This is a genomic window from Candidatus Clostridium helianthi (assembly GCF_045310795.1).
GTDB classification, from domain to species: domain Bacteria; phylum Bacillota; class Clostridia; order Clostridiales; family Clostridiaceae; genus Clostridium; species Clostridium helianthi.
In genome coordinates this window covers 15,042-36,537 of sequence record NZ_JBJIAB010000024.1, presented here as the reverse complement: position 1 = coordinate 36,537, position 21,496 = coordinate 15,042, and the positions used below count along the sequence as shown (strand labels likewise).

Below are 21,496 nucleotides of genomic sequence, written 5' to 3'. Positions count from 1 at the left end.
TTTATGTTATAATATTATAAATAGTTTTAGTTAATGGAGGAGATATCATGTTTACTAAAGAGGAACTATTAGTAATTGAAGATGCTTTAAAAATTGCAGATGCTGAATATATCAAGTTAATTGATGAAAACAAGAATAACAAAAATAGAATGGTAGCATTTAATAGAAAGCAAAAGAAGTTATGGTTAGTTCAAAATAAATTAAAAAAGCTTATAGAAGAAAGCTAAAAATAGGAGTAGATTCATTATTTATATTTTATAAAGATGGATCTACTTTTTTATAAATAAACATTGCACAATAATACTACATATAATAAGTTTGCCAAAAAAAAGCCTGCATATTATAATATGTAGGTATGCAATTGTTGTAAAATACTTAATTAGAAGTTATAAAGAGGAGAAAAATATATGAATAAATTATTTCAAATTAAAGATTTAGAGTTTTATGAAGAGGATTTTGTTGATGATATAAAAGACTATGAAGACATAATTGGTATTATTGATGAATTAAGTGAAAATTTAAGTTATGAGATTATAGAGATTGCAGGTTCCAATGGATGTTGTGATAAGACAAAGAAAAATTATCTAGTTGAGATAATTGGATATATTGATGAAAATGATGAGTTTATTACTAAAGAGGAGAGAGACGCCTTAGGAGTTATGGATCTAAATAAGAGATTCGATTTATTTGTTATAACAGTACATAAGTGTACAGCATGTAATAAGTGGGTAATTTCTATATTAGAATAATTATAGGATAATTAGCTGTTGATACAGCTTTTTCTTTTATAAAATGAATTAATGTATAAGAAGGGATGTAAAACAATTGGGGAAGCATAGTAATAGAAATACTCAAAGATTTAAAATTTGTTTAATGCTAATTTCACTTATAGTACAGCTATTTGTCAATATAAATACTTTTAATATTAAAGTTAATGCTGCTGAAATAAATAGTAAATTAGATGAAATATATATATCTGAATCTAATTACAATGAAGATATGAAAAGTAAAGTCGAACCATATATAAAAAGTAAACTGGAATCTGGTTATATAGATGGAGATAAGGACGTTAAATTGTACTATGAGAAATACAATATAGAAAATGCAAAGGCTAATATAGTAATATCTCATGGATATACTGAGAGTTTAGAGAAGTATCATGAATTAATATATTATTTTTTAAAGGAAGGGTATAATGTTTTCGGAATTGAACATAGAGGTCATGGCAGATCAGGTACACTTGGAATAGCTGATAAAACCCAAGTGAATGTAGAGAAATTTGATCAGTATGTAACTGATTTTAAAAGATTTATGGATGAAGTTGTTATGCCAAATAATCAAGGTGAAAAGCTATTATTGTTTGCTCATTCAATGGGGGGGACTATTGGAGCAAAATTCATAGAGGATTACCCAGATTATTTTGATGCTGCGGTATTAAGTGCTCCTATGCTTGAAGTTAACACTGGAAATATACCAAAATTTCTAGCTGATATTATAGTAGAATTTGAAGTTGCTATTGGTAATGGTGGAAATTACGTTTTAGGTAAGAAACCATATACGCCAGAGTATAAGGAAAATGAGATTGGGACAAGTTCTTTGAATCGTTATAAATATAGTCATGATATAGTGGCTAATAACAAAGAACTTCAAAGAGGTGGTGCTAGCTATAATTGGACAAAAGAAGCCTTTGATACAACGAAGGAAATTATAAAACCAGAAAATGCATCAAAAGTAGAAATTCCAATATTATTATTTCAAGCTGATAATGATACTTATGTAAAAGCAGAAGGACAAAATAAATTCGCAAGTAGCGCAAAGAATTGCGAAATAGAAAAGATAGAAAACTCTAGACATGAAATATATTTAGAAAAAGATGAAATTCAAAAACCATATTTAGATGAATTATTAAATTTCTACGATAAAGTATAATTTTTAAAATAAAATATAGAAGCTTGTCTTTGCGTATAAAGACAAGCTTCTATTCATAATATACTATTCCATCATTGCTGCTAATTTTTTATTAAATAATAAGAATAATATTCCCATTATAATTGAAGTAGCAGCTATTCCAGCAAATATTTGTAAGTGTCCTAAAGTTTCTGTATAACCAGCAAGTCTTCCTGCTATTTGATTAGCAACAAAGCTGCTTAGAAGCCATACACCCATTAGGAAAGATGCAAGTTTAGCTGGCGCTAATTGACTTACCATTGAAAGTCCAACTGGTGATAAGCAAAGTTCACCAACAGTATGGAAGAAATAAGTTCCTACAAGCCATATCATGTTAGCTTTAATAGCAGTATCTTCTATATTTCCTCCTCTTTGCATAACAGCACCAACCATAAGTAAGAAACCAAGTCCTAATAGTATTGAACCTGTTGCCATCTTTTGAGGAATACTTAAGTCACCACTCTTGCTGCAAGCTAATTTGTACCATAGCTTTGATATAGGGATTCCAAGTATTAATATAAACAATGGATTTAATGATTGGAACCAAGATACTGGCACTTCCCATCCACCAACTGACCTATCTATAAAATCTTGTGTGTATATAGTAAGTGAACTTCCAGCTTGTTCAAAGCCTGTCCAGAATATTATAGCAAAAGCTGTTAATATTAAAATAACTGCAGTTCTATGTTTTTCTTTTGTAGTTAATGGTTTAGCCTTTGCCTTATTATCATTGGAATTAGATTTAGCTACACCTACAGGTGTTTTACCAATATCTCCAAGGAATTTGTTTGCTAATCCATTAAAGATTACTTGTCCTAAAATCATTCCAAGTCCTGCAACTAAGAAACCATATCTAAATCCGTAGTGTATAATTTCACCTGCTTGTGTAGTAGCCATTGTTTTTTCTGCTAATGTACCACATATAAGAGGTGCTAAAAATGATCCGGCATTTATTCCCATGTAGAAAATAGTGAAAGCTGAATCTTTTCTTTTATCGCCATCAGCATATAAATGACCAACCATTGTTGAAATATTTGGTTTAAAGAAACCATTCCCGATTATAAGTAAAAATAAACCTATGTACAATGTAGTCATACTTTGGTTTGAGAATAATGTTAACTGTCCAAGAGCTATTATTATTCCTCCAATGGTGATAGCTTTTCTTTGTCCTAAGTATCTATCTGAGATATATCCGCCTGCTAGTGGTGTAAGATATACAAGAGATGTGAAATTTGCATATATAGTCATTGCAGATACCTTATCTACACCAAGTCCACCTCTTATAAATTCTGTAGTTAAATACATTACAAGCAATGCTCTCATACCATAGTAACTAAATCTTTCCCACATTTCTGTAAAAAATAACATATACAGACCTGGAGGATGTTTCATTTTGCTTGATTCGTTTGATGAAACTTCTTTCATCGTTATATCACTGTCTTTTTTAAGTTCCATAATAAACCTCTTTCTTTGATATTTTATTAACATAACAATTTTAGCAACAAATTCGACAACTTGCAAATTTTTGCTTACAAAAATGTTAAATTATAACCTGTAATAGTGGTATTTATATGAAAAATTAAATATTCTATATAAAAAATTTAATAATAGAATCCCTAAAAACAGTTGTTAAATTAGCAATATATTAAAAAATGATAGCTTTTCATAAAAAAATCATATTTTTTGATATTAATAAAAAAATATGATTTTTTTATGTATTTTTAAAATTTGTTTACTAAGTTTTTATAAGAAATTATTGTACATAGTATGTTTATTCTTGGGACAGTATATATTTATACGATTAAAAAGGTGGTGAAATATAATTGATAAGAAAAATTAGTAATTTTATAATATGTTTTTTTATTATTTTTAGCATTCCTATAGATTCAAAGGCATCAGAAGATAGGGATTACAAAACAGAGATGAAGCAGGATATTTTGATTCTTATGTTATCATATCCTCAATATATAGTAGATGTGGAAAAGAAAAGTGATGATGAAGTTTATATAATTATGAAATCAGGTAAGAAAATTATTTATGATGATAAAAAGGAAAAAAATCATGAAGTAAAATTAACAAATCCTGATTTACAAGATATGTTAGAGCAAGACTACCCATTAGAAAAAAATACAGAAATCATGGATAAAAATTTTGATCCTGGTAGAGCTAGACATTATGAATTATTAAGCGAAGTGTATGGAAATTCTAAGGGAGCAATTGAAAAAAACTTAGCTAGTTTAAAGTATGGATATACTAATTATCAATTCAATAAGCAAAATAATGCTAATGCGTCTTTAGAAGCAGCTTTAAAAGAATTAATGCCTTTAGCAAAATCAAGATCAGATATAGGTAGTATACTTTACCCTGCAAGTGGAACATTTAATTACAGAGTTATATCTGGAACTGGAAGGCTAAGCCCACATTCATATGGAATAGCAATTGATCTTAAAAGTGATAAGAGAGATTATTGGAAGTGGAGTTCAGAAAAGGCTGGAAAGGAAAGACTATCAGACTACCCTAAGGAACTAGTGGAAGCATTTGAAAAGAATAATTTCGTGTGGGGAGGAAAATGGGGGCATTTTGATATATTGCATTTTGAATATAGACCAGAAATAATATTAAAAGCTAGATATTTTGCTAATTGGAATAACAATGATGAATGGTTCCAAGGTGTTCCTCTAAACGAAGAAACTAATAAGTATATTGAAATAATTAACAATAAATTGTAACTGAATGACTTAATTTAGAAAGGGGTATTATAGATGCGACTCTCTAAAATCAAAAAAAACAGGTCAAAATTTATGATCACCTTAGTATTCATTGTGTTTCTATCATTGATTACTAGTGATAAAAGTAGCATTGTATTTGCTGATGCTAGTACCGACAATGAGGTAAAAAGTATTGTAGAAAATATATTTGCAATAAAAAATAAAGCTATACTTAGCAAGGATTTGGATTCAATTAAAGCCTTATATGCTACTGATACTAGATATGGTCAATGGGCATATGAGTATGAGGAAAAAAAGGTTAAGTATGTTAATAACTGGGCTGAAAAGCAGGGAATACAATTTGTGGATATCGTTCCTAAAGTAGTAATCAAAAAATCGAAAATTGGAGACAATAAATGTTCTTTTAGTTTAATTTGTAATACAGAATATAAGTACATATATCCGGATCAGCCTGAAGCTATAAATAGTTCAAGAATGGGGACATATCATTCTTTTCAATTAAGCAAGAGAGATAATAATTGGATAATAACAAAGGAATGGTATACAGATCCATTTGCTGATTCACTAAGTTTAGAAAATATTAAAGCAGATGAGATTAAACAATATATATCATCACAGCCTCCTAGAGATATTTCAAATATTAATGAAAAAAGAAAAGGAGCAAAGGAATATGCAGAAAGGTACTGTGGAGCAGCAACTATTGAGGAATATGGCTTTAAGTATAATAATAAATATAGAGATTTTAATCCAGAAGGTGGAGATTGTGCAAATTTTGCGTCACAAATACTACGCGAAGGAGGAAAATTCAAGGAAAATTCTACATGGAACTATGACAAAGGAAGTGCAACAGGTCCTTGGGTAAATGCCGGTAAGTTTACTCACTATATGATTAATAGCGGAAGAGCATCGGTAATTGCTAGAGGAAGTTATGAAAAGGTATATAAGGCTTCTTATAAATTACTTCCTGGAGATTTCATAGCATACGAAAAGAAAGGTGATATAACCCATGTATCGACAGTTACAGGAGTCGATTCTAAAGGATATTCCTTAGTAACGTGTCATAATACAGATAGAAATAATGTTCCATGGGATTTAGGATGGAGTGATAAAAAAATTAAGTTTTGGCTTATTAGAGTTCATTACTAAATAAAATTTGCCTTAAGGGGTAATTAAATGCACTTTAAGGCTTTATTTAAAATTTAAAGAACAAAATGTGGTGAATGTATCTATAATGATTAATGAAATTTACCTCATGACGAAAGTAAAAAGTTTAATAATTACATAATTAATCAGTATTAATTATGTAATTAATACTAGTTAATTCAGCTATCACAACAAGTTTATTGAAATAATCATATTATAATATATATATTGCAAAAATAATTTTCCATTATAATCCTGAAAGCATTGCGAGAATCTTAGCCCTAATTTTGAACTGTGAAATGCGCATTGTGAATTGCAATATAATATAGTTTTATATAATCAAATTATTATAGTATAATACAAATCAGATATTAATCATTAAGGGGGGGACTAGTAAGAAATATAGTTGTATTCTTACTAAAGTAGAATGAAACAAGTAGTATTAAATAAAAAAGATAAAAGTGTTGTACAAGCTCAGTTGAAATTATTGGATATAAGTTATATCGATAAAATTATGAAATTACAAGAGGATGTATATACAAGATTAGAAAACAAAGAATTTTTTGTATGCTCAGATAAAAAAGAATTTGAAACGGCTATAAATGAAAAAGGTATAGTTTTGGGTTGTGTTTCAGTGGATGAAGATGAATTAATTGCTATAGGAGCATATATTGAATATGGATATGACGAACATAATTATGGACATGATATAAAAATTCAAGGGGAAGAACTTCTTAAGGTGGGACAGATTGAATCAACTATGGTTTTGGATGATTATAGAGGAAATAAACTTCAAAAGATAATATGCGAATCTCTTGAAGAAATAAGCAAAACAGCAGGAATGAATTGTATTTGTGCAACAGTTTTTCCAGATAATAAATATAGTCTGAATACATTTAAAAAACTTGGGTATAATGTTATGGAAGATAAATTAAAATATGGTGGATTAAGAAGATTTGTTTTAATGAAAGAATTAAAATGACAAACTTTAAGTATTGTGAAGGAGTAATTTATATCAATATGCATTGTAAGAAAATTATTCATAAAAAAGTATAATTTGAAATTTTATTAACAAACTTTTAAAAAAAGTATTGATTTATAAATTATTTTGCAATATAATGAATTCCATAAAGCAAATGTGCTTGTAATTAATAAAGAAATTATTTTTGAGAAATTAAAATTTATATATGCAATGATGAAGAAAAGTAAATTCAAATAGATGATTTTTAGAGAGTGGATGATGGTGAGATATCCGCATGAATCTTGAATCGAAGAACACTTCGGAGCTATTAACCGAAATTTTAGATTAAAAGAGTAGGCTTAATCGGGTCCATACCGTTAAAAGTGGAGAGTATAAAATAATGATGTTTTGTACTTCATTGAGGTGAGTTTTTTATAAACTAACTAGGGTGGTACCGCGAGTCAATCTCGTCCCTATGCATTATGCATAGGGACGAGATTTTTTTATTCTTTAGGAATTTATATTTCAGTAAAATCTGTAGATAACTTAAAAAAGGTTGATTGAATAGTATTTGTATTTAAAAAAGAATAAAAAAAAAATCTTATTCGCCTGCCAAATTTTTCTCACATGCGTTCGAAAAGGCAGATGCGTGAAAAAAATCTCCGGCTCCATAGTCGCCTACGATTTTTTTGTTATAAATTTTAATTAAAATAAAAATATTTATTTTTACAAAATATCTATAAAAATCTTATGTAAAAATAATCAATATATGGGAAAAGGAGCAATAATCATGAAAAGAATATTTATTAAAGATTTAGCAGTTAACGGGGAAGAAACAGTATTACTTAAGGGATGGGTTCATAAAATTCGTGATCTTTCACATGTTTCATTTATCTTACTTAGAGATAAATCTGGGATAATTCAATTAGTATGTACTAAGGAACAAATTAAAGGTTTAAGACTTGAAAATGCAGTAGAAGTAACTGGAATAGTTCGTGAAAATGAAAAGGCTCCAAAAGGTATGGAAATTGAAGTATCAGATATTAAAATAGCAGGAACTGTATATTATGATAAATTACCATTTGAAATTCAAAGCTATAAAGAAAAAGCTGCACTTGAAACTCAATTGGATTATAGAACAATAAGTCTTAGAATTCCTAAGAAAAAAGCAATTTTTAAAGTTCAAAATGAAATTGAAGAAGCATTTAGAATGTTCTTCAAGAATAATGATTTTGAAGAAATTCATACTCCAAAGATAACTCATTCTGGAACAGAAGGTGGATCTGAAATGTTCACTGTTAATTACTTTAACAGAAGAGCTTTCCTTGCACAAAGTCCTCAATTCTGGAAGCAAATGATGGTTGGAGCAGGTTTTGAAAGAGTATTTGAAGTCGGTTATGCATATAGAGCAGAACTTCACAACACTTGGAGACATTTAAATGAGTATGTTAGTTTAGACGTTGAAATGGGCTTTATAAAAGACGAAACTGATCTTATGGAAATGGAAGAAAACTTTATAAGATATTTATATAAGCATTTAAATGAAAAATGCGCTGAAGAATTGAAATTATTTGATGTGGTTCTTCCAGAAGAAATTAATATACCAAGAATTCCACTTGCTAAAGCTCAAGAAATTTTATTAACAGAATTTAATAAAAAATCTCCAGTTGGAAATATTGATAATGAGGGTGAGGCACTATTCCATAAATATGTTAAAGAAAAATATAATAGTGACTATGTATTCCTAACAGAGTATCCAACAGCTAAGAGACCAATGTATGCTATGGAATGTGAAGAAAATAGAGAAATGACAAAGAGTTTCGACTTAATCTTCAAAGGTGTTGAAATTACAACTGGTGGCCAAAGAATACATGATTATGAAATGCTAAAAGCTAAAATGTTAAGATTAGGATTAAAGCTTGAAGATTTTGCTTTCTATTTAGATACATTTAAGTATGGAATGCCACCTCATGGAGGATTTGCAATAGGTCTTGAAAGAATTACAATGCAAATATTAAACCTTGGAAATATAAGAGAAGCATCATTATTCCCAAGAGACATGAAGAGATTAACACCGTAATTAGAGAACACAAAAGTGAGAATCCAAATCTTGTATTTGGTTACTCGAACTTTCTCTGTGAGCATCTATGATTTGATGATAATCGCTTACTCTGTGAGTACTCAGTGAGCGAATGCGAGTCGAACTTACTCAGCGAACATAGTGAGTCGAGTTTCCTTAAGTAGAGAACCCAAATCTTTGATTTGGTGTGAATCACTTACTCAGTGAGCGAATGCTAGTCGAGTTTCCTTTAAAATGAATTATTCAATAGAAACCTAGAAAAGTTTCTATTGAATAAAGCTAATTAGTTTATGCAAAGCTAATGAATTTTAACATAGTGCTTTAAAAACAGCATTACAATGATAAAAATTTGATGAGGTGAAATTAATGAAAGTAAGTATTGATGAAGTAAAATATATAGCAAAGCTTTCTAAATTAAGATTTTCTGATGAAGAAGCTGCTGAATTTGCAAAAGAATTTGAAAATATTTTAGAGCATTTTCAATATTTGAATGAATTAGATTTAGATATTAAAGAAGATATAGATAACAAAGCAGAATTAAAGCCAGTGGTAAGAAAAGATGAAGTTAAGTCATTTGAATGCAAAGATTTATTCAGAAATGTTAAAGATATGCAAGAGACTTATATTAAAGTACCAAAGATTATTGAATAGGGTGGTGACTAGATAATGCAAATGAATATTAAAGAAATGGTAGAAAAAATTAAAAGTGGAGAATTAACTAGTGAAGCACTAGTTCAATCATATATTGAAGAAATTACAAAAAACGAAGGGACTATAAATGCATTTTTAACTCTTACTTGTGACGAAGCATTAGCTAAAGCTAAAGAAATTGATGTTAAAATAAAAGCTGGTGAATCTCTAGGAAGACTTGCAGGTATCCCAATAGCAATAAAAGATAACATTTGTACAGAAGGAGTAAACACTACTTGTGCATCAAAAATGCTTGAAGATTTTATTCCCCCATATGATGCAACTGTAATAAAAAAATTATTAGCTGAAGATGCAATAATTATTGGTAAAACAAATATGGATGAATTTGCAATGGGATCTTCAAATGAGAACTCAGCATTTAAAAAGACTTTAAATCCAAGGGATATAACTAGAGTTCCAGGAGGATCATCAGGTGGATCAGCAGCAGCTGTTGCAGCAAAATTCGCACCAGTGTCGTTAGGGTCTGATACAGGTGGATCTATAAGACAGCCAGCAGCATTTTGTGGTGTTGTAGGATTAAAACCTACATATGGATTAGTTTCTAGATTTGGTCTTATTGCTTTTGGTTCATCATTAGATCAAATTGGACCATTTTCTAATTCAGTAGAAGACAGTGCTTATATTTTAAATATAATTTCTGGAACTGATGAATATGATTCTACAAGTATAAGAGATTTAAAAGAAATAGATTATACTGCTGGTCTTCAAGATGGAATTAAGGGAATGAAAATCGGTGTCCCAGAAGAATTCTTTGGTGAAGGCTTAGATGAAGAAATTAAGGAATCAGTAAAAAATAGTTTAGATAAATTAAAAGAATTAGGAGCAGAAGTTGAAACATTTTCTCTTCCTATAATTAAGGAAGGATTAGCAGCTTATTATATAATGTCATCTGCTGAAGCAAGTACTAATTTAGATAGATATGATGGAATAAGATATGGTTATAAAACTCCAAATTACACAAATCTAGATGAATTAGTGGAAAACAGTAGAACTGAAGGTTTTGGAGCGGAAGTAAAGAGAAGAATAATGCTTGGAACATATGCACTTGCTTCTGGATATTATGATGCTTATTATAAAAAAGCAGATGCTTTTAGAAGAAAATTAAGATATGATCTTAAAAAGACTTTTGAAAAATATGACTTGATAGTAGGACCAGTTTCACCTGTATTACCTTTTAAAATTGGTGAAAAAAAGGCTGATCCATTAGCAATGTACTTAGCTGATATTTACACTATTAATGTTAATTTAGCTGGAAATCCAGCAATATCAATTCCAGCAGGAAAGAGCAAAGAAGGCTTACCAATTGGAATTCAATTAATGGGTGATATGTTATGCGAAGAAAAAATATTCAAAGCTGCATATAGCTTAGAACAAGCTTTAGCTATTGAATTATAGGAGGGGAATTACGATGAATTTTGAAACAGTAATAGGACTTGAAATACATGCAGAATTAAAATCGAAGACAAAAATCTTCTGCTCTTGTTCAACTAAATTTGGAGCAGAACCTAATGCAAACACATGTCCAATATGCACAGGGGTTCCTGGAACACTTCCAGTTCTTAATGAAGAAGTTGTAAATTTAGCAATAAAAGCAGGAACTGCACTAGGATGTACAATAAATAAATATAATAAAATGGATAGAAAAAATTATTTTTATCCTGATCTTCCAAAGAATTATCAAACTTCACAATTCGACTTGCCAATATGTTCAGGTGGGCTTGTAGAATTTGAACATGAAGGAAAGCAAGTAAAAGTTAGATTAAATAGAATTCATATAGAAGAAGATGCTGGAAAGCTAGTTCACGTAGAAGGAGAACCAATTTCTTTAGTAGACTATAACAGAGTTGGTGTTCCTCTAGCAGAAATAGTTACAGAACCAGATATGAGAAGTGTTAGTGAAGCTGTAGCGTTCATGAAAAAGCTTAAATCAATCTTAGAGTATGGTGAAATTTCTGATTGCCGTATGGAACAAGGGTCATTAAGATGCGATGCTAATATTTCATTAAGACCAGTTGGGCAAAAGGAATATGGAACTAAGGTAGAGCTTAAAAATATCAACTCATTTAGAGAACTTCAAAAAGCTTTAGAAAAAGAAGAAAGAAGACAAAGAGAACTTTACACTTATGGAGAAGGCCATAAGGTAGTTCAAGAAACTAGAAGATGGGATGCTGCAAAAGGTAAAACAATCCCTATGAGATCTAAAGAAGAAGCAGATGACTATAGATATGTGGTAGAACCAGATTTACCACCAATTATAATCTATGATGAACAAATTGAAACAATAACTAAATCGTTACCTGAAATGCCAGATGAAAAGAAAGAAAGATTTTTAACTGCATATGAACTTACAGAAAAAGAAGTTGATATTTTAATAGGTGATAAAGGACTTGCTACTTTCTTTGAAAATGTTGTATCTTTAGGTGCTACACCTAAAATAGCTTCAAACTGGATATTGGGTGATATTTTAAGAATATTAAATGATAAAAAAATAGAATCTGAAGACATGACTTTAGAAGCTGAAAACTTTGCGAAACTTCTTAAGGTAGTCGAAGAAGGTAAAATAAGCAATAATGTAGGAAGAGAAGTTCTCGATGAAATCTTTGATGAAAACAAAGATCCAATGAAGATGATTGAAGAAAAAGGACTTATGCAAATCAGTTCATCTGATGAACTTGAAAAAATAGTTGATGAAGTAATTGCGAATAATCCTCAATCAGTAGAAGACTTTAAAGCAGGAAAGACACAAAGTGCTGGATTCTTAATGGGTCAAGTAATGAAATTGTCAAAAGGAAAAGCAAATCCTAAGGTAGCTAAGGAATTAGTAGATAAGAAACTTAGCGAAATTTAAGAAATGGATTGAAAAGGAGAGCATGCATTTTATATGCAGAAGCTCTCCTTTTTATTTTAGCTGATTTATGAATTAAATAATTGTTAATTTTGCTTTGTTTTAGTGGAATAAATATTTACAAAAAATAATATTATATATTAACTTATATGTTAAATGCTTAAGCTCCATTATATTTTAATAAAGGGAGGAAATTATGGGGAATATCATAAACAAATTTGAAAATGAAACTAAGACAAGGGTAAACGTGATAGATCTTGATAATTTAGGAAAATCTCAATTACAAAAAGTGATTATTAAAGATGGAATTTTCGAAGAAACAGATTTTTTAAAAAATGATAACTATATTAGTTTTCCGACAGAAATGCTTTGTTCATCTACAAAAAGCAATTTTATTAATGTTCATTTATGCTTAAAAAATGAGCTTAGCCTAGTTGAAAAACTGAAAGATGAGATTATAAAATCACTATATGAGGCTTATCTGATTCTTAATAATAATAATGGTATAGAGAACGATAATTTTAGTGAAGAACGTTTTAAGGAAGTCTTTTACGATTCTTTAAACAGTCAAATTAATAATATTTCCTTAATCAAATTTTATGAAGTGAATAGTATACAAAATGTATTTAAAGATATCAATTTTAATGAATTACTTACTGAATTAATGAGAATAAATTCTTCTGATGACTTTGATAATTTTGAAGAGAAAGATGAGCATATATGGAAGAGTTATTTTGGAGATTTCAAAGATGAGTTTCATAAACATTATAGCAAATGGTTGAAAATGATTTCAAAATACTATGAGCATAATGAAGAGGGGCATGAATATGCAAATGAAGCTCAAGATTATATTAATAAGTTTTTAAATAGAGATTTCCGAAATTTGTGTAATGTCATTTACGGAACAAATATTTCTTGTGATCTTATGGTTGAAAGGGTATATATTAAGGTGCCTGCTAGCAAAGCTAAATACCTAGGAATAGTATTTATTGATTGCCCTAAAGGTGAAAATATAGCAAAGACAATAGAAGATCGTATTAGTGAGGATTATAAAGAGTTATTTCTGATTGTATCTAAATGTAGCAATAATCTAGAACAGCTTTTGGCATTAAAAGAAAACATAAATACTGTCACTTTAAGTAAAAGGGTATTTTATGTCTTAAATGAGTTTAAATCATATAGAAACTATTTATTTGAAAACGACCTATTAGGCTCTAATTCTAAAGAAGATTTAATCGATGCATTAAAATATTCCGCAGCTAAAAAATTAGGAGTCGCAGGAGATAAAGTTATTGTAACAGAAGAATTTAACGATATTAATAAAAGAACATTAGATAAACTAAACACACGGAATGACTTTTTGCAGTTATTAAGAATGATTAGAAAAGAAAGCGAACGATTAGGTAAAACTATAAAGATTAAAGCATCAAATAAGGAAGGATTAATTAGTATTTCATTAAACCAGGAAAGAATGATTGTACAAGCTCTTATGGGAATGCTTTATGAAAGATATAATGGATATCTAGTTGAGCAGTGGAAGAGAATCATTGCTGATGAAAATGAAAAAAGCGATAGGAAGCGTAAAAATTATACTTACAGTGAGATTCATACAATAATAAGAAATCGCAAAGATAATTATAAAGAATATAAAGTTACTAAATGTTTAACTACAAGGAAAGATAATAAACCAATTGACTTTAGTATGAGAAGTGGCGATTATAATGATAGTAAACGAATATTAAAAATGATGGTTGATTATGGCTATCAAACAGTAGGGTTCAACCCTAATGAAAATAAAATTTTAGTAAATGTTAATGGAGAAATATCTAATGAAGATAAAGAAAAATTAATAAAGTCTATTAAAGGAAGGCTTCAAGAAAGCGCTATAAACTATTTTGAAAAAGCTTTCTTAATGGATATATCAAGAAAAAAATTTAACACAAATAATTTATGCAAAGCTCTAGAAATTGAAACTAATATAACAATTGATGATTTCTATAGTGCGTTTAAAGAGATGTTCAAAAAAATTAGTGATAATATAGTTAGATATGAAGTTTGTCTTCGATAACGGATAAAAATGTAGGTAAATGTTAGGTGGCATATATTGCAAAGATAAATCTTCATTATAGTCTAAAAATATTACAAGAATTTTAGCTGTAATTGTGAAATGTGCATTGTGAATTGCAGTATATATATTAAATTGATTTGATAAATTTTACTTTTGCTAAGCGATTAGATTATAAATTATATATAAAAACTTCAGTATTAATAGATCATCTAAAGCTGAAGTTTTTTACTTATGCTTAAAAATGTAATTAATCTATTTAGATTATATTTTAACTATATTGCACAATTAAAAATCATATTAAGTTGGCAAATGAATACAGCAATGCATATTATTAGTTTGACAAAATATGTAAATCATATATAATTATGATATAAAGGTTTAAGGGGATGATAACGTGATAAAAAACTGTTGGAAAAAAGCCATAGCTTTATCAATGATCGCCACATCAATAATGCTATTAAACCCAGTAGGGGCTAAAGCGTCATGGAAGCAAGATAATATTGGATGGTGGTATAGTGAAGGAAATCTATGGGCTACTGGTTGGAGAAAAGTTGATGGAAATTGGTATTATTTCTATCAAAATGGATATATGGCTAAAGATACGCAAATAAATGGTTATAGAATATATTCAAATGGAGTCGCAGCAAGCAATCCTAGCGAAAAATATGAAGATTCAAATTCTTATAAATGGAAAATTGAAAATGGAGAAAACAAGGATATATCTAATAATTACTATTATATAGAGAATGATAAAGTTATTGGTAAAATGATAAATAAAAATAACTATTTGTATTATACAGAAAATGGACAGAATTTTACTGGATGGAAGCAATTGGGTAGTGCAAAAGGTTTTAACTGGTATTACATGGAGAACGGAAAACGCTGTTTAGGATGGAAAAGCATTAATGGAAATTGGTTTTATTTTTCCGATTTTGATGGTGACTCTGATACTGATGTTGAAAATTTAAGAGGAAAAATGGTTAATACATCTATTTTGGATGCAGGCAAGAGTTACCAATTTGATGATTATGGAGCTTTACAAAGTACAGTTACAAGATAAAAATATTTTAACTAATGCAGGAATCTAGTATAAATTTTAACTGTGTCAATAATATGAGATTATAAAATATAATTTGAGATTTGGTAAACTATACTGTTTATATAGGATTATCAGAATTGGCAATTATATAGTAAAAATGTCGTTATTAAAGATAATAACATTTTATGTATTGCTGATATTGAGTATTTCTAAGTGCTTAAATAATATTGTACAATACAAAAAAAGAATGACTTAGTTAGGGAAATAAGTCATTCTTTTATTATTATTTAAGGGGATAAATAATAATGCTTTAACTACTTTACAAGTTTAATTGTATATTATTAATGTTACATGTTTGTGTCAAATTTATTAACTTAATATAAACAAAATAAAAATTTAAATTTTAGCACTGATATACAAAAAAATAGATCGTTTACTATAAGAAAAGAAGAACTAAAAAATAAACTTTAATAATCATTAAAAATATTTATATAGGAATAAAGTTGTCTTGATAGATTTTTGTTTCGTTAGTTTTCTGAATTTATTCAAAAAATAATTATAAAAAAGAACGACTTATCAAGGGAATAAGCCGCTCTAAAATTAGAGAGTATTGAACTAAATTCCTACAACTAAAGTATAAAATGTATGGAGTTTTTTATCAAAATAAATCGTATTACAATCAATGACATGAAAATACTATATATTCTATGTTAAGTTTTAAAACGACATGAAAAAATAAATTTACACAGGAATATTGTAGAAAAAGATAAAAATACATATAAAAAAGCAACATGAAAATAAGTGAAGATATTGTTGAAAGATAGTACAATAAGGTTGGGTATAAAATTAATGATTATGAGAGGGATGAGTAATCATCAAAAAAGGGCTAAGATCCTCATTCTTAGGCCTTTTTTTGATATTTAACAATGTGCTTGTCCAGATTTTGAGAGATGCGGATAACTATTTTATTTCTAGGAGAAAGAATACAAAGCATCTTATTTAGGAGACATTTTCTTAAACGTATATTATATCTTAACTTAAATAATTCAAATCTATTCATGATAGTACCTCTTTTTACTAATTTATACACATAAAATAAATTATAATCTACATAAAATAAATTTTCAAAAAAAATCATACTACAAATAATGTCAAAATATTGTATAAATATACATGCTATTTTATTCAGATAAAATGAATATATTAATCTAGTCAAATAATATATAAAGAGATATTAAATTGCTAGAAAATATGAATTTGTATAAACAATATGTATATTATTTAAAATAGTTAGAAACCAAAAAATTTAGTTTATTAGCTTTATATATTAAATTAAATATGAGTTTTAATGCAACTAGAGCTAGTTTTGGCGATGTAAAGATTATTGCCTAAAACTTATGAAGGATATTTCTATGACCTTGATATATATATTGCAAAAATAATTCTTCATCATAATTCTAAAAATATTGCAAGAATTTTATCCGTAATTGTGAATTGAAACATATATATAGATAATTTAAAGAATATTAGCATTGAAAAATTGATGAAACAGATGTTAAAATGTATAGATGAATTAAAAAGAAAGTATTTACTTATGAGGAAATTATTCGAATTGAAAATGACTAAAAGATATATAGTAATTTATTGGAGGTAATTATCATGAACATTCATGAAATTTTGTTTGGTTCAAGACCAAAATCTATTTTGAAAATAATAAAAGAAGGGGATTTGGAGGAACTTAAAAATTTTATAACAAATGGCGGAAATATTAATGAAAAATATAATGATACTAGCCTGCTTCATTTTGCTATAGATAATTGTGAGAAAAATTACTTTGAAATAATACAATTTCTGGTAAACAATGGTGCTGATATAAATAGTAATCAAAGTTATTTGAAAGAACTACCATTACATAGAATCTGTGCGAGAGTAAGTCCTAAGATGGACGTCATTAGATTACTGTTAGAGAAAGGATCTAAAGTAAATGCTGAAAATATATCCGGAAAAACTCCTATCTTTTATTGTAACTTTAATTATTCGGTAGAGCTTTTAAATCTTCTTATTAAATATGGTGCAGATATTAAACATAGAGATAAGTATAGCAATACTATTTTGCATGATGACTATTTAACTTGTCGTGATACTGATAAGTTTCAAGAATACTTAAACGAAATAGTTTCTCTTGGACTAGATATAAATTCAAAGAATAATTTAGGGCACACACCACTATATCTGTGTAAAAATAAATCTATTGAAAATATATTGATGGAACATGGAGCAAAGAGAAGTGTATAATTAAGTGCTTATATACTATAGAGTAGCTAAATTTAATGATATGAGTCTAGAATCTTTTTTATGATAACATTGCTACCGAGTATAATTTATAATTGTGGTTAACATATTATTGCAAAACAAAATTATAATTAAGGAGGTAGATTCAAATGTCATTAAATAATAGCGGAGTACATAAAAATTCACTATCTAGAAAAAGAACCGACTCAAATATGGTAAAGTCGGATGTTGGTGCAGAAATTGGTTTTCCTAACAACAAAGATAAAGGTAGAGGAAAGACAGATGGAATAGTTGGAAAGAATTAAAATTTAAAATAACTTTAATTCTTAGCTTAGAATAACAATTTAGAATATAAGAAAAGATAAAGAATCCCTTTGCAGTAATAGTTTTTATAGCAAAGGGATTCTTTTATTAGTTTCTTATTAGATAGTCAAATGCACCTAAGGCCGCTGTTGCTCCAGATCCCATGGAAATAATTATTTGCTTGTATGGGGTATTAGTGCAATCTCCAGCTGCAAATACTCCTGGTACATTAGTAGCACCATGGTTATCAATTATAATTTCACCTGATTTATTGCGCTGGATAGTTTCTCCTAGCCAATCAGTGTTTGGTACAAGTCCGATTTGGACAAATACACCATCTAATTCAACATGCTTAATTTCTCCTGTGTCACGTTCAATATAGGTAATTCCATTTACCTTATCAGTACCAGTAATTTCTTTAGTCTGAACATTTTTTAAGACGGTTATATTATTCAAACTGTAAAGACGATCTTGCAAAACTGAATCTGCTTTAAGTTCTGTCATAAATTCAAAAACAGTTACGTGACTAGCAACTCCGGCAAGGTCAATGGCAGCTTCGATGCCTGAATTACCTCCACCGATGACTGCAACATGTTTCCCTTTAAATAAAGGTCCATCACAATGAGGACAATATGTCACACCTTTATTCTTAAATTCTCCTTCTCCAGGAACACCGACATTCCTCCAGCGGGCACCTGTCGAAATTATTACAGTTTTGCTCTTTAAACGTGCACCATTTTCTAGTTCAATCTCAATAAGGTCTTTTTTTTCTATAGTCTTAGCACGTTGTAAGTTTACTATATCAACGTTATAGTCTTTGACATGCTCTTCAAGACTTGCTGCAAGCTTAGGGCCTTCTGTATATTTAATACTTATAAAGTTTTCAATACCTATGGTATCTAATACTTGACCACCAAAACGTTCAACGATAATTCCTGTACGAATGCCTTTACGTGCGGCATAAATAGCAGCACTTGCACCTGCTGGGCCGCCGCCAACAACAAGCACATCGTATGGATCTTTATCTGCAAAATCTTCTGAAACTGGGGCTTCTCCGATTTTTGCAAGAATTTCTTCGATAGTCATGCGGCCACTTGCAAAGAATTCTCCATTTAAATAAATTGATGGTACTGCAAGTATATTTTTACTTTCTATCTCTTCTTTAAAAACGGCACCATCAATCATTGTATGAGTGACATTTGGATTAAGGATGCTAATTAAATTTAGAGATTGAACAACTTCTGGGCAGTTATGACAGCTTAAACTAATATAGGTTTCAAAATGGTATTCTCCTTTAATGTTCCTAATTGAATCAATTGTCTTCTGATCAATTTTTGGGGCTCTTCCGCTAACTTGTAGAAGAGCTAATACTAATGAATTAAACTCATGTCCTAAAGGTATTCCAGCAAAAGCTACACCAGTTTCTTCATCAGTACGATTTATGCTAAAGCTGGGAGTTCTTAATAACTTTGATTTTTCAGCTTTTATTTTTGGAGACATAGAAACTAGTTCATCTACGAGAGAAACCATAGTATTGGATATATCATCGGAATCAGCACTGACTTTTATAAGTACAGTGTCTTCCATAAGCTCAAGATATTGAGCTAATTGTTGTTTTATATCTTTATCTAGTATCATAGGCGTACCTCTTAGATCTTTCCTACAAGATCAAGGCTTGGTTTAAGTGTTGATGCGCCTTCTTTCCATTTTGCTGGGCAAACTTCGCCAGGATTATTTCTAACATATTGAGCAGCTTTAATTTTATTTACTATTACAGCTGCATCACGACCGATATTGCCAGCATTAATTTCAATTGCTTGAATAACACCATCTGGATCTATGATAAAAGTACCACGATCTGCAAGACCATCAGACTCAATCAATACATCAAAGTTACGAGATAATGTATGTGAAGGATCACCAATCATAGTATAAGTTATTTTTTTGATGGCTTCTGAACTATCGTGCCATGCTTTATGTGTGTAGTGTGTATCTGTTGAAACTGAATATACTTCAGCGCCAAGCCCCTTTAAAGTTTCATAATTATCTTGTAAATCTTCTAATTCAGTAGGGCATACGAATGTGAAATCTGCTGGATAAAAACAAACCACACTCCATTTACCTTTGAAATTTTCTTCAGTGATATCTATAAATTCACCGTTTTTGTAAGCTGATGCTTTAAATTGTTTTACTTCTGTTCCTATTAATGACATAATATATTACCTCCTAAAATTCATTTTTATATTTAAACTATATTTATATTTTATTAAATATTATTATTTAATAATGATAATGATTATCACTTAAGATAATTATAAATCTAAATTATAATTTGTCAATACCATTATGTAAAAATTCTTTTAGGATGAATTGAACTATTTTCTTTTTGAAAATCAGCATTAAAAAAATAATGTGAGGACTTTTGCTGTAATAGTTAACTATTACAGCAAATCACAAAATACATATGTTTTAAACTTTTTAGTGATTAAGCTTGAGACTAAGCTTTACGTATTTTGAAATAAATCTAAAAAATTATTTCCGGATGATGAAAGATACCCTGTTTTCGACCATATTATAGCTATCTGAGTTGTTAATATGTCGCTATCAATTTCTTTATAAATTATATTTGAAGAACCTATTAGTTTTATTGCAGATTTTGGTACTATGGCAATTCCAAGTCCAGAATTCGCCCAAAGCAGGGAAGTCCGTGCATCATCATTTTTGCAAAATACAGTTGGCTGAAAATTAAAATCTTGGCACACTTTAAATATGAGACTTTCAAACCTCCTATAGAATATCAATGGTTTGTTATTTAATTCAGTAATGTTTATGATTTCACTATCAGTCCAGTTTAAGTCTTTTCTCATAGCTGCAACCATAGGCTCTTTTGGTAAAAAAATTGAGTTTATTCCTGAATTGTTAAATGGAGTTCTTACAATAGCAATTTCAATTATACCTTTATCCAATAATTCTAATAATTCATAGGTATTCCCTTCGTGAATTTCAAAATTTATGAAAGGATATTTTTCGTGGAATATATTTAATCTGCTATCTAAAAGTGACGCTCCAGATGAAGATACGGTACCTATGGATAAAGTACCGTGATTTCCTTGTTTAAAATCTTTTAATTCATTTTCAGTAGATTTTGTTAAAGATAATATCTGCTTAGCGCGTTTATAAAGTATAACGCCAGCATCAGTAAGTTTTATATTTCGACTTCCGCGCTCAACCAGTTTAACGCCGAGTTCATCTTCTAAGTTTTTCAACTGATAGCTTAAAGGGGGCTGGGCCATATGAAGTCTTTTGGCAGCATTTGTTATTTGACCTTCTTCTGCAATTGCATAGAAATATTTTAATTGTTTAATATCCATTTATTAT

General features: G+C 29.0%; 19 protein-coding genes and 1 other annotated feature. Of the genes, 14 read left to right on the top strand and 5 right to left on the bottom strand.

Features of this window, described 5'->3' with window-relative positions; all coding sequences use genetic code 11:
* Positions 1–47 precede the first annotated feature (47 nt).
* The 3 genes from ACJDTP_RS17335 (at position 48) to ACJDTP_RS17325 (ending at position 1,929) form a co-directional block, all read left to right on the top strand.
* On the top strand, positions 48–227 hold the full coding sequence (locus ACJDTP_RS17335) for a hypothetical protein (protein ID WP_012058345.1): 180 nt from the start codon (positions 48–50) through the stop codon (positions 225–227).
* 180 nt (positions 228–407) lie between these two features.
* On the top strand, positions 408–749 hold the full coding sequence (locus tag ACJDTP_RS17330; protein WP_039771948.1) for a hypothetical protein: 342 nt from the start codon (positions 408–410) through the stop codon (positions 747–749).
* A gap of 124 nt (positions 750–873) precedes the next feature.
* Positions 874–1,929, top strand: a complete 1,056-nt coding sequence (locus ACJDTP_RS17325) for an alpha/beta fold hydrolase (RefSeq protein ID WP_406761969.1) — start codon at positions 874–876, stop codon at positions 1,927–1,929.
* 63 nt (positions 1,930–1,992) lie between these two features.
* Here ACJDTP_RS17325 and ACJDTP_RS17320 read toward each other — a convergent pair whose 3' ends face one another.
* Positions 1,993–3,402, bottom strand: coding sequence for a peptide MFS transporter (locus ACJDTP_RS17320; protein WP_406761938.1), 1,410 nt, complete (start codon positions 3,400–3,402; stop codon positions 1,993–1,995).
* Positions 3,403–3,773: 371 nt separating this feature from the next.
* Here ACJDTP_RS17320 and ACJDTP_RS17315 point away from each other — a divergent pair, with 371 nt between their 5' ends.
* The 9 genes from ACJDTP_RS17315 to ACJDTP_RS17275 all read left to right on the top strand — a co-directional run bounded on the left by ACJDTP_RS17315 (position 3,774) and on the right by ACJDTP_RS17275 (position 15,544).
* Positions 3,774–4,676 carry a M15 family metallopeptidase gene (locus ACJDTP_RS17315; protein ID WP_341479759.1) on the top strand — a complete coding sequence of 301 codons (903 nt, stop codon included), beginning with the start codon at positions 3,774–3,776 and terminating at the stop codon, positions 4,674–4,676.
* 33 nt (positions 4,677–4,709) lie between these two features.
* Positions 4,710–5,822 (top strand): amidase domain-containing protein, encoded by a 1,113-nt coding sequence (locus ACJDTP_RS17310; protein WP_406761937.1) that lies wholly within the window; start codon positions 4,710–4,712, stop codon positions 5,820–5,822.
* A 424-nt stretch (positions 5,823–6,246) separates the two neighbouring features.
* A complete protein-coding gene (locus tag ACJDTP_RS17305) occupies positions 6,247–6,801 on the top strand; it encodes a GNAT family N-acetyltransferase (protein ID WP_173710619.1) in 555 nt (184 codons plus the stop codon).
* A 201-nt stretch (positions 6,802–7,002) separates the two neighbouring features.
* Positions 7,003–7,258: a binding site (T-box leader), on the top strand.
* A 312-nt stretch (positions 7,259–7,570) separates the two neighbouring features.
* Positions 7,571–8,860, top strand: coding sequence for an aspartate--tRNA(Asn) ligase (aspS, locus tag ACJDTP_RS17300; RefSeq protein ID WP_171771290.1), 1,290 nt, complete (start codon positions 7,571–7,573; stop codon positions 8,858–8,860).
* Between the two features lie 366 nt (positions 8,861–9,226).
* The gene (gene gatC, locus ACJDTP_RS17295; RefSeq protein ID WP_271813160.1) at positions 9,227–9,511 is read left to right on the top strand and encodes an Asp-tRNA(Asn)/Glu-tRNA(Gln) amidotransferase subunit GatC; all 285 of its coding nucleotides are present in this window, start codon (positions 9,227–9,229) and stop codon (positions 9,509–9,511) included.
* 15 nt (positions 9,512–9,526) lie between these two features.
* On the top strand, positions 9,527–10,966 hold the full coding sequence (gene gatA / locus ACJDTP_RS17290) for an Asp-tRNA(Asn)/Glu-tRNA(Gln) amidotransferase subunit GatA (RefSeq protein WP_406761936.1): 1,440 nt from the start codon (positions 9,527–9,529) through the stop codon (positions 10,964–10,966).
* 13 nt (positions 10,967–10,979) lie between these two features.
* Positions 10,980–12,419: an Asp-tRNA(Asn)/Glu-tRNA(Gln) amidotransferase subunit GatB gene (gatB, locus tag ACJDTP_RS17285; protein ID WP_077842232.1), complete on the top strand. Its 1,440-nt coding sequence runs from the start codon at positions 10,980–10,982 to the stop codon at positions 12,417–12,419.
* A 193-nt stretch (positions 12,420–12,612) separates the two neighbouring features.
* A complete protein-coding gene (locus tag ACJDTP_RS17280; protein WP_406761935.1) occupies positions 12,613–14,484 on the top strand; it encodes a hypothetical protein in 1,872 nt (623 codons plus the stop codon).
* A gap of 394 nt (positions 14,485–14,878) precedes the next feature.
* The gene (locus ACJDTP_RS17275) at positions 14,879–15,544 is read left to right on the top strand and encodes a PspC-like choline-binding domain-containing protein (protein ID WP_271813153.1); all 666 of its coding nucleotides are present in this window, start codon (positions 14,879–14,881) and stop codon (positions 15,542–15,544) included.
* Between the two features lie 880 nt (positions 15,545–16,424).
* On the opposite strand, the gene ACJDTP_RS17270 is transcribed toward ACJDTP_RS17275, so the two are convergent.
* Entirely contained in the window at positions 16,425–16,517 is a 93-nt protein-coding gene (locus tag ACJDTP_RS17270; protein ID WP_236898796.1) for a Spo0E family sporulation regulatory protein-aspartic acid phosphatase, read from the bottom strand.
* 665 nt (positions 16,518–17,182) lie between these two features.
* Between ACJDTP_RS17270 and ACJDTP_RS17265 the strand changes: the two genes are divergently transcribed.
* Together ACJDTP_RS17265 and ACJDTP_RS17260 are read left to right on the top strand one after the other, a co-directional pair.
* On the top strand, positions 17,183–17,818 hold the full coding sequence (locus ACJDTP_RS17265) for an ankyrin repeat domain-containing protein (protein WP_173710615.1): 636 nt from the start codon (positions 17,183–17,185) through the stop codon (positions 17,816–17,818).
* A 146-nt stretch (positions 17,819–17,964) separates the two neighbouring features.
* Positions 17,965–18,120, top strand: a complete 156-nt coding sequence (locus ACJDTP_RS17260; RefSeq protein WP_167595034.1) for a hypothetical protein — start codon at positions 17,965–17,967, stop codon at positions 18,118–18,120.
* A gap of 106 nt (positions 18,121–18,226) precedes the next feature.
* Here ACJDTP_RS17260 and ahpF read toward each other — a convergent pair whose 3' ends face one another.
* The 3 genes from ahpF to ACJDTP_RS17245 form a co-directional block, all read right to left on the bottom strand.
* The gene (ahpF, locus tag ACJDTP_RS17255; RefSeq protein ID WP_406761934.1) at positions 18,227–19,756 is read right to left on the bottom strand and encodes an alkyl hydroperoxide reductase subunit F; all 1,530 of its coding nucleotides are present in this window, start codon (positions 19,754–19,756) and stop codon (positions 18,227–18,229) included.
* Positions 19,757–19,767: 11 nt separating this feature from the next.
* Entirely contained in the window at positions 19,768–20,331 is a 564-nt protein-coding gene (ahpC, locus tag ACJDTP_RS17250) for an alkyl hydroperoxide reductase subunit C (RefSeq protein ID WP_017212628.1), read from the bottom strand.
* A gap of 291 nt (positions 20,332–20,622) precedes the next feature.
* Positions 20,623–21,489, bottom strand: coding sequence for a LysR family transcriptional regulator (locus ACJDTP_RS17245; protein WP_406761933.1), 867 nt, complete (start codon positions 21,487–21,489; stop codon positions 20,623–20,625).
* Positions 21,490–21,496: the final 7 nt, after the last annotated feature.

Bases quoted from the DNA above. Each gene is read 5' to 3' on its own strand.
- ACJDTP_RS17325 (WP_406761969.1), top strand. From the start codon at position 874: ATGCTAATTTCACTTATAGTACAGCTATTTGTCAATATAAATACTTTT.
- ACJDTP_RS17330 (WP_039771948.1), top strand. From the start codon at position 408: ATGAATAAATTATTTCAAATTAAAGATTTAGAGTTTTATGAAGAGGAT.
- ACJDTP_RS17270 (WP_236898796.1), bottom strand. From the start codon at position 16,517: ATGCTTTGTATTCTTTCTCCTAGAAATAAAATAGTTATCCGCATCTCT.
- ACJDTP_RS17265 (WP_173710615.1), top strand. From the start codon at position 17,183: ATGAACATTCATGAAATTTTGTTTGGTTCAAGACCAAAATCTATTTTG.
- ACJDTP_RS17245 (WP_406761933.1), bottom strand. From the start codon at position 21,489: ATGGATATTAAACAATTAAAATATTTCTATGCAATTGCAGAAGAAGGT.
- gatC (WP_271813160.1), top strand. From the start codon at position 9,227: ATGAAAGTAAGTATTGATGAAGTAAAATATATAGCAAAGCTTTCTAAA.
- ACJDTP_RS17260 (WP_167595034.1), top strand. From the start codon at position 17,965: ATGTCATTAAATAATAGCGGAGTACATAAAAATTCACTATCTAGAAAA.
- ACJDTP_RS17310 (WP_406761937.1), top strand. From the start codon at position 4,710: ATGCGACTCTCTAAAATCAAAAAAAACAGGTCAAAATTTATGATCACC.
- ACJDTP_RS17305 (WP_173710619.1), top strand. From the start codon at position 6,247: ATGAAACAAGTAGTATTAAATAAAAAAGATAAAAGTGTTGTACAAGCT.
- gatB (WP_077842232.1), top strand. From the start codon at position 10,980: ATGAATTTTGAAACAGTAATAGGACTTGAAATACATGCAGAATTAAAA.
- ACJDTP_RS17335 (WP_012058345.1), top strand. From the start codon at position 48: ATGTTTACTAAAGAGGAACTATTAGTAATTGAAGATGCTTTAAAAATT.
- aspS (WP_171771290.1), top strand. From the start codon at position 7,571: ATGAAAAGAATATTTATTAAAGATTTAGCAGTTAACGGGGAAGAAACA.
- gatA (WP_406761936.1), top strand. From the start codon at position 9,527: ATGCAAATGAATATTAAAGAAATGGTAGAAAAAATTAAAAGTGGAGAA.
- ACJDTP_RS17320 (WP_406761938.1), bottom strand. From the start codon at position 3,402: ATGGAACTTAAAAAAGACAGTGATATAACGATGAAAGAAGTTTCATCA.
- ahpC (WP_017212628.1), bottom strand. From the start codon at position 20,331: ATGTCATTAATAGGAACAGAAGTAAAACAATTTAAAGCATCAGCTTAC.
- ACJDTP_RS17280 (WP_406761935.1), top strand. From the start codon at position 12,613: ATGGGGAATATCATAAACAAATTTGAAAATGAAACTAAGACAAGGGTA.
- ahpF (WP_406761934.1), bottom strand. From the start codon at position 19,756: ATGATACTAGATAAAGATATAAAACAACAATTAGCTCAATATCTTGAG.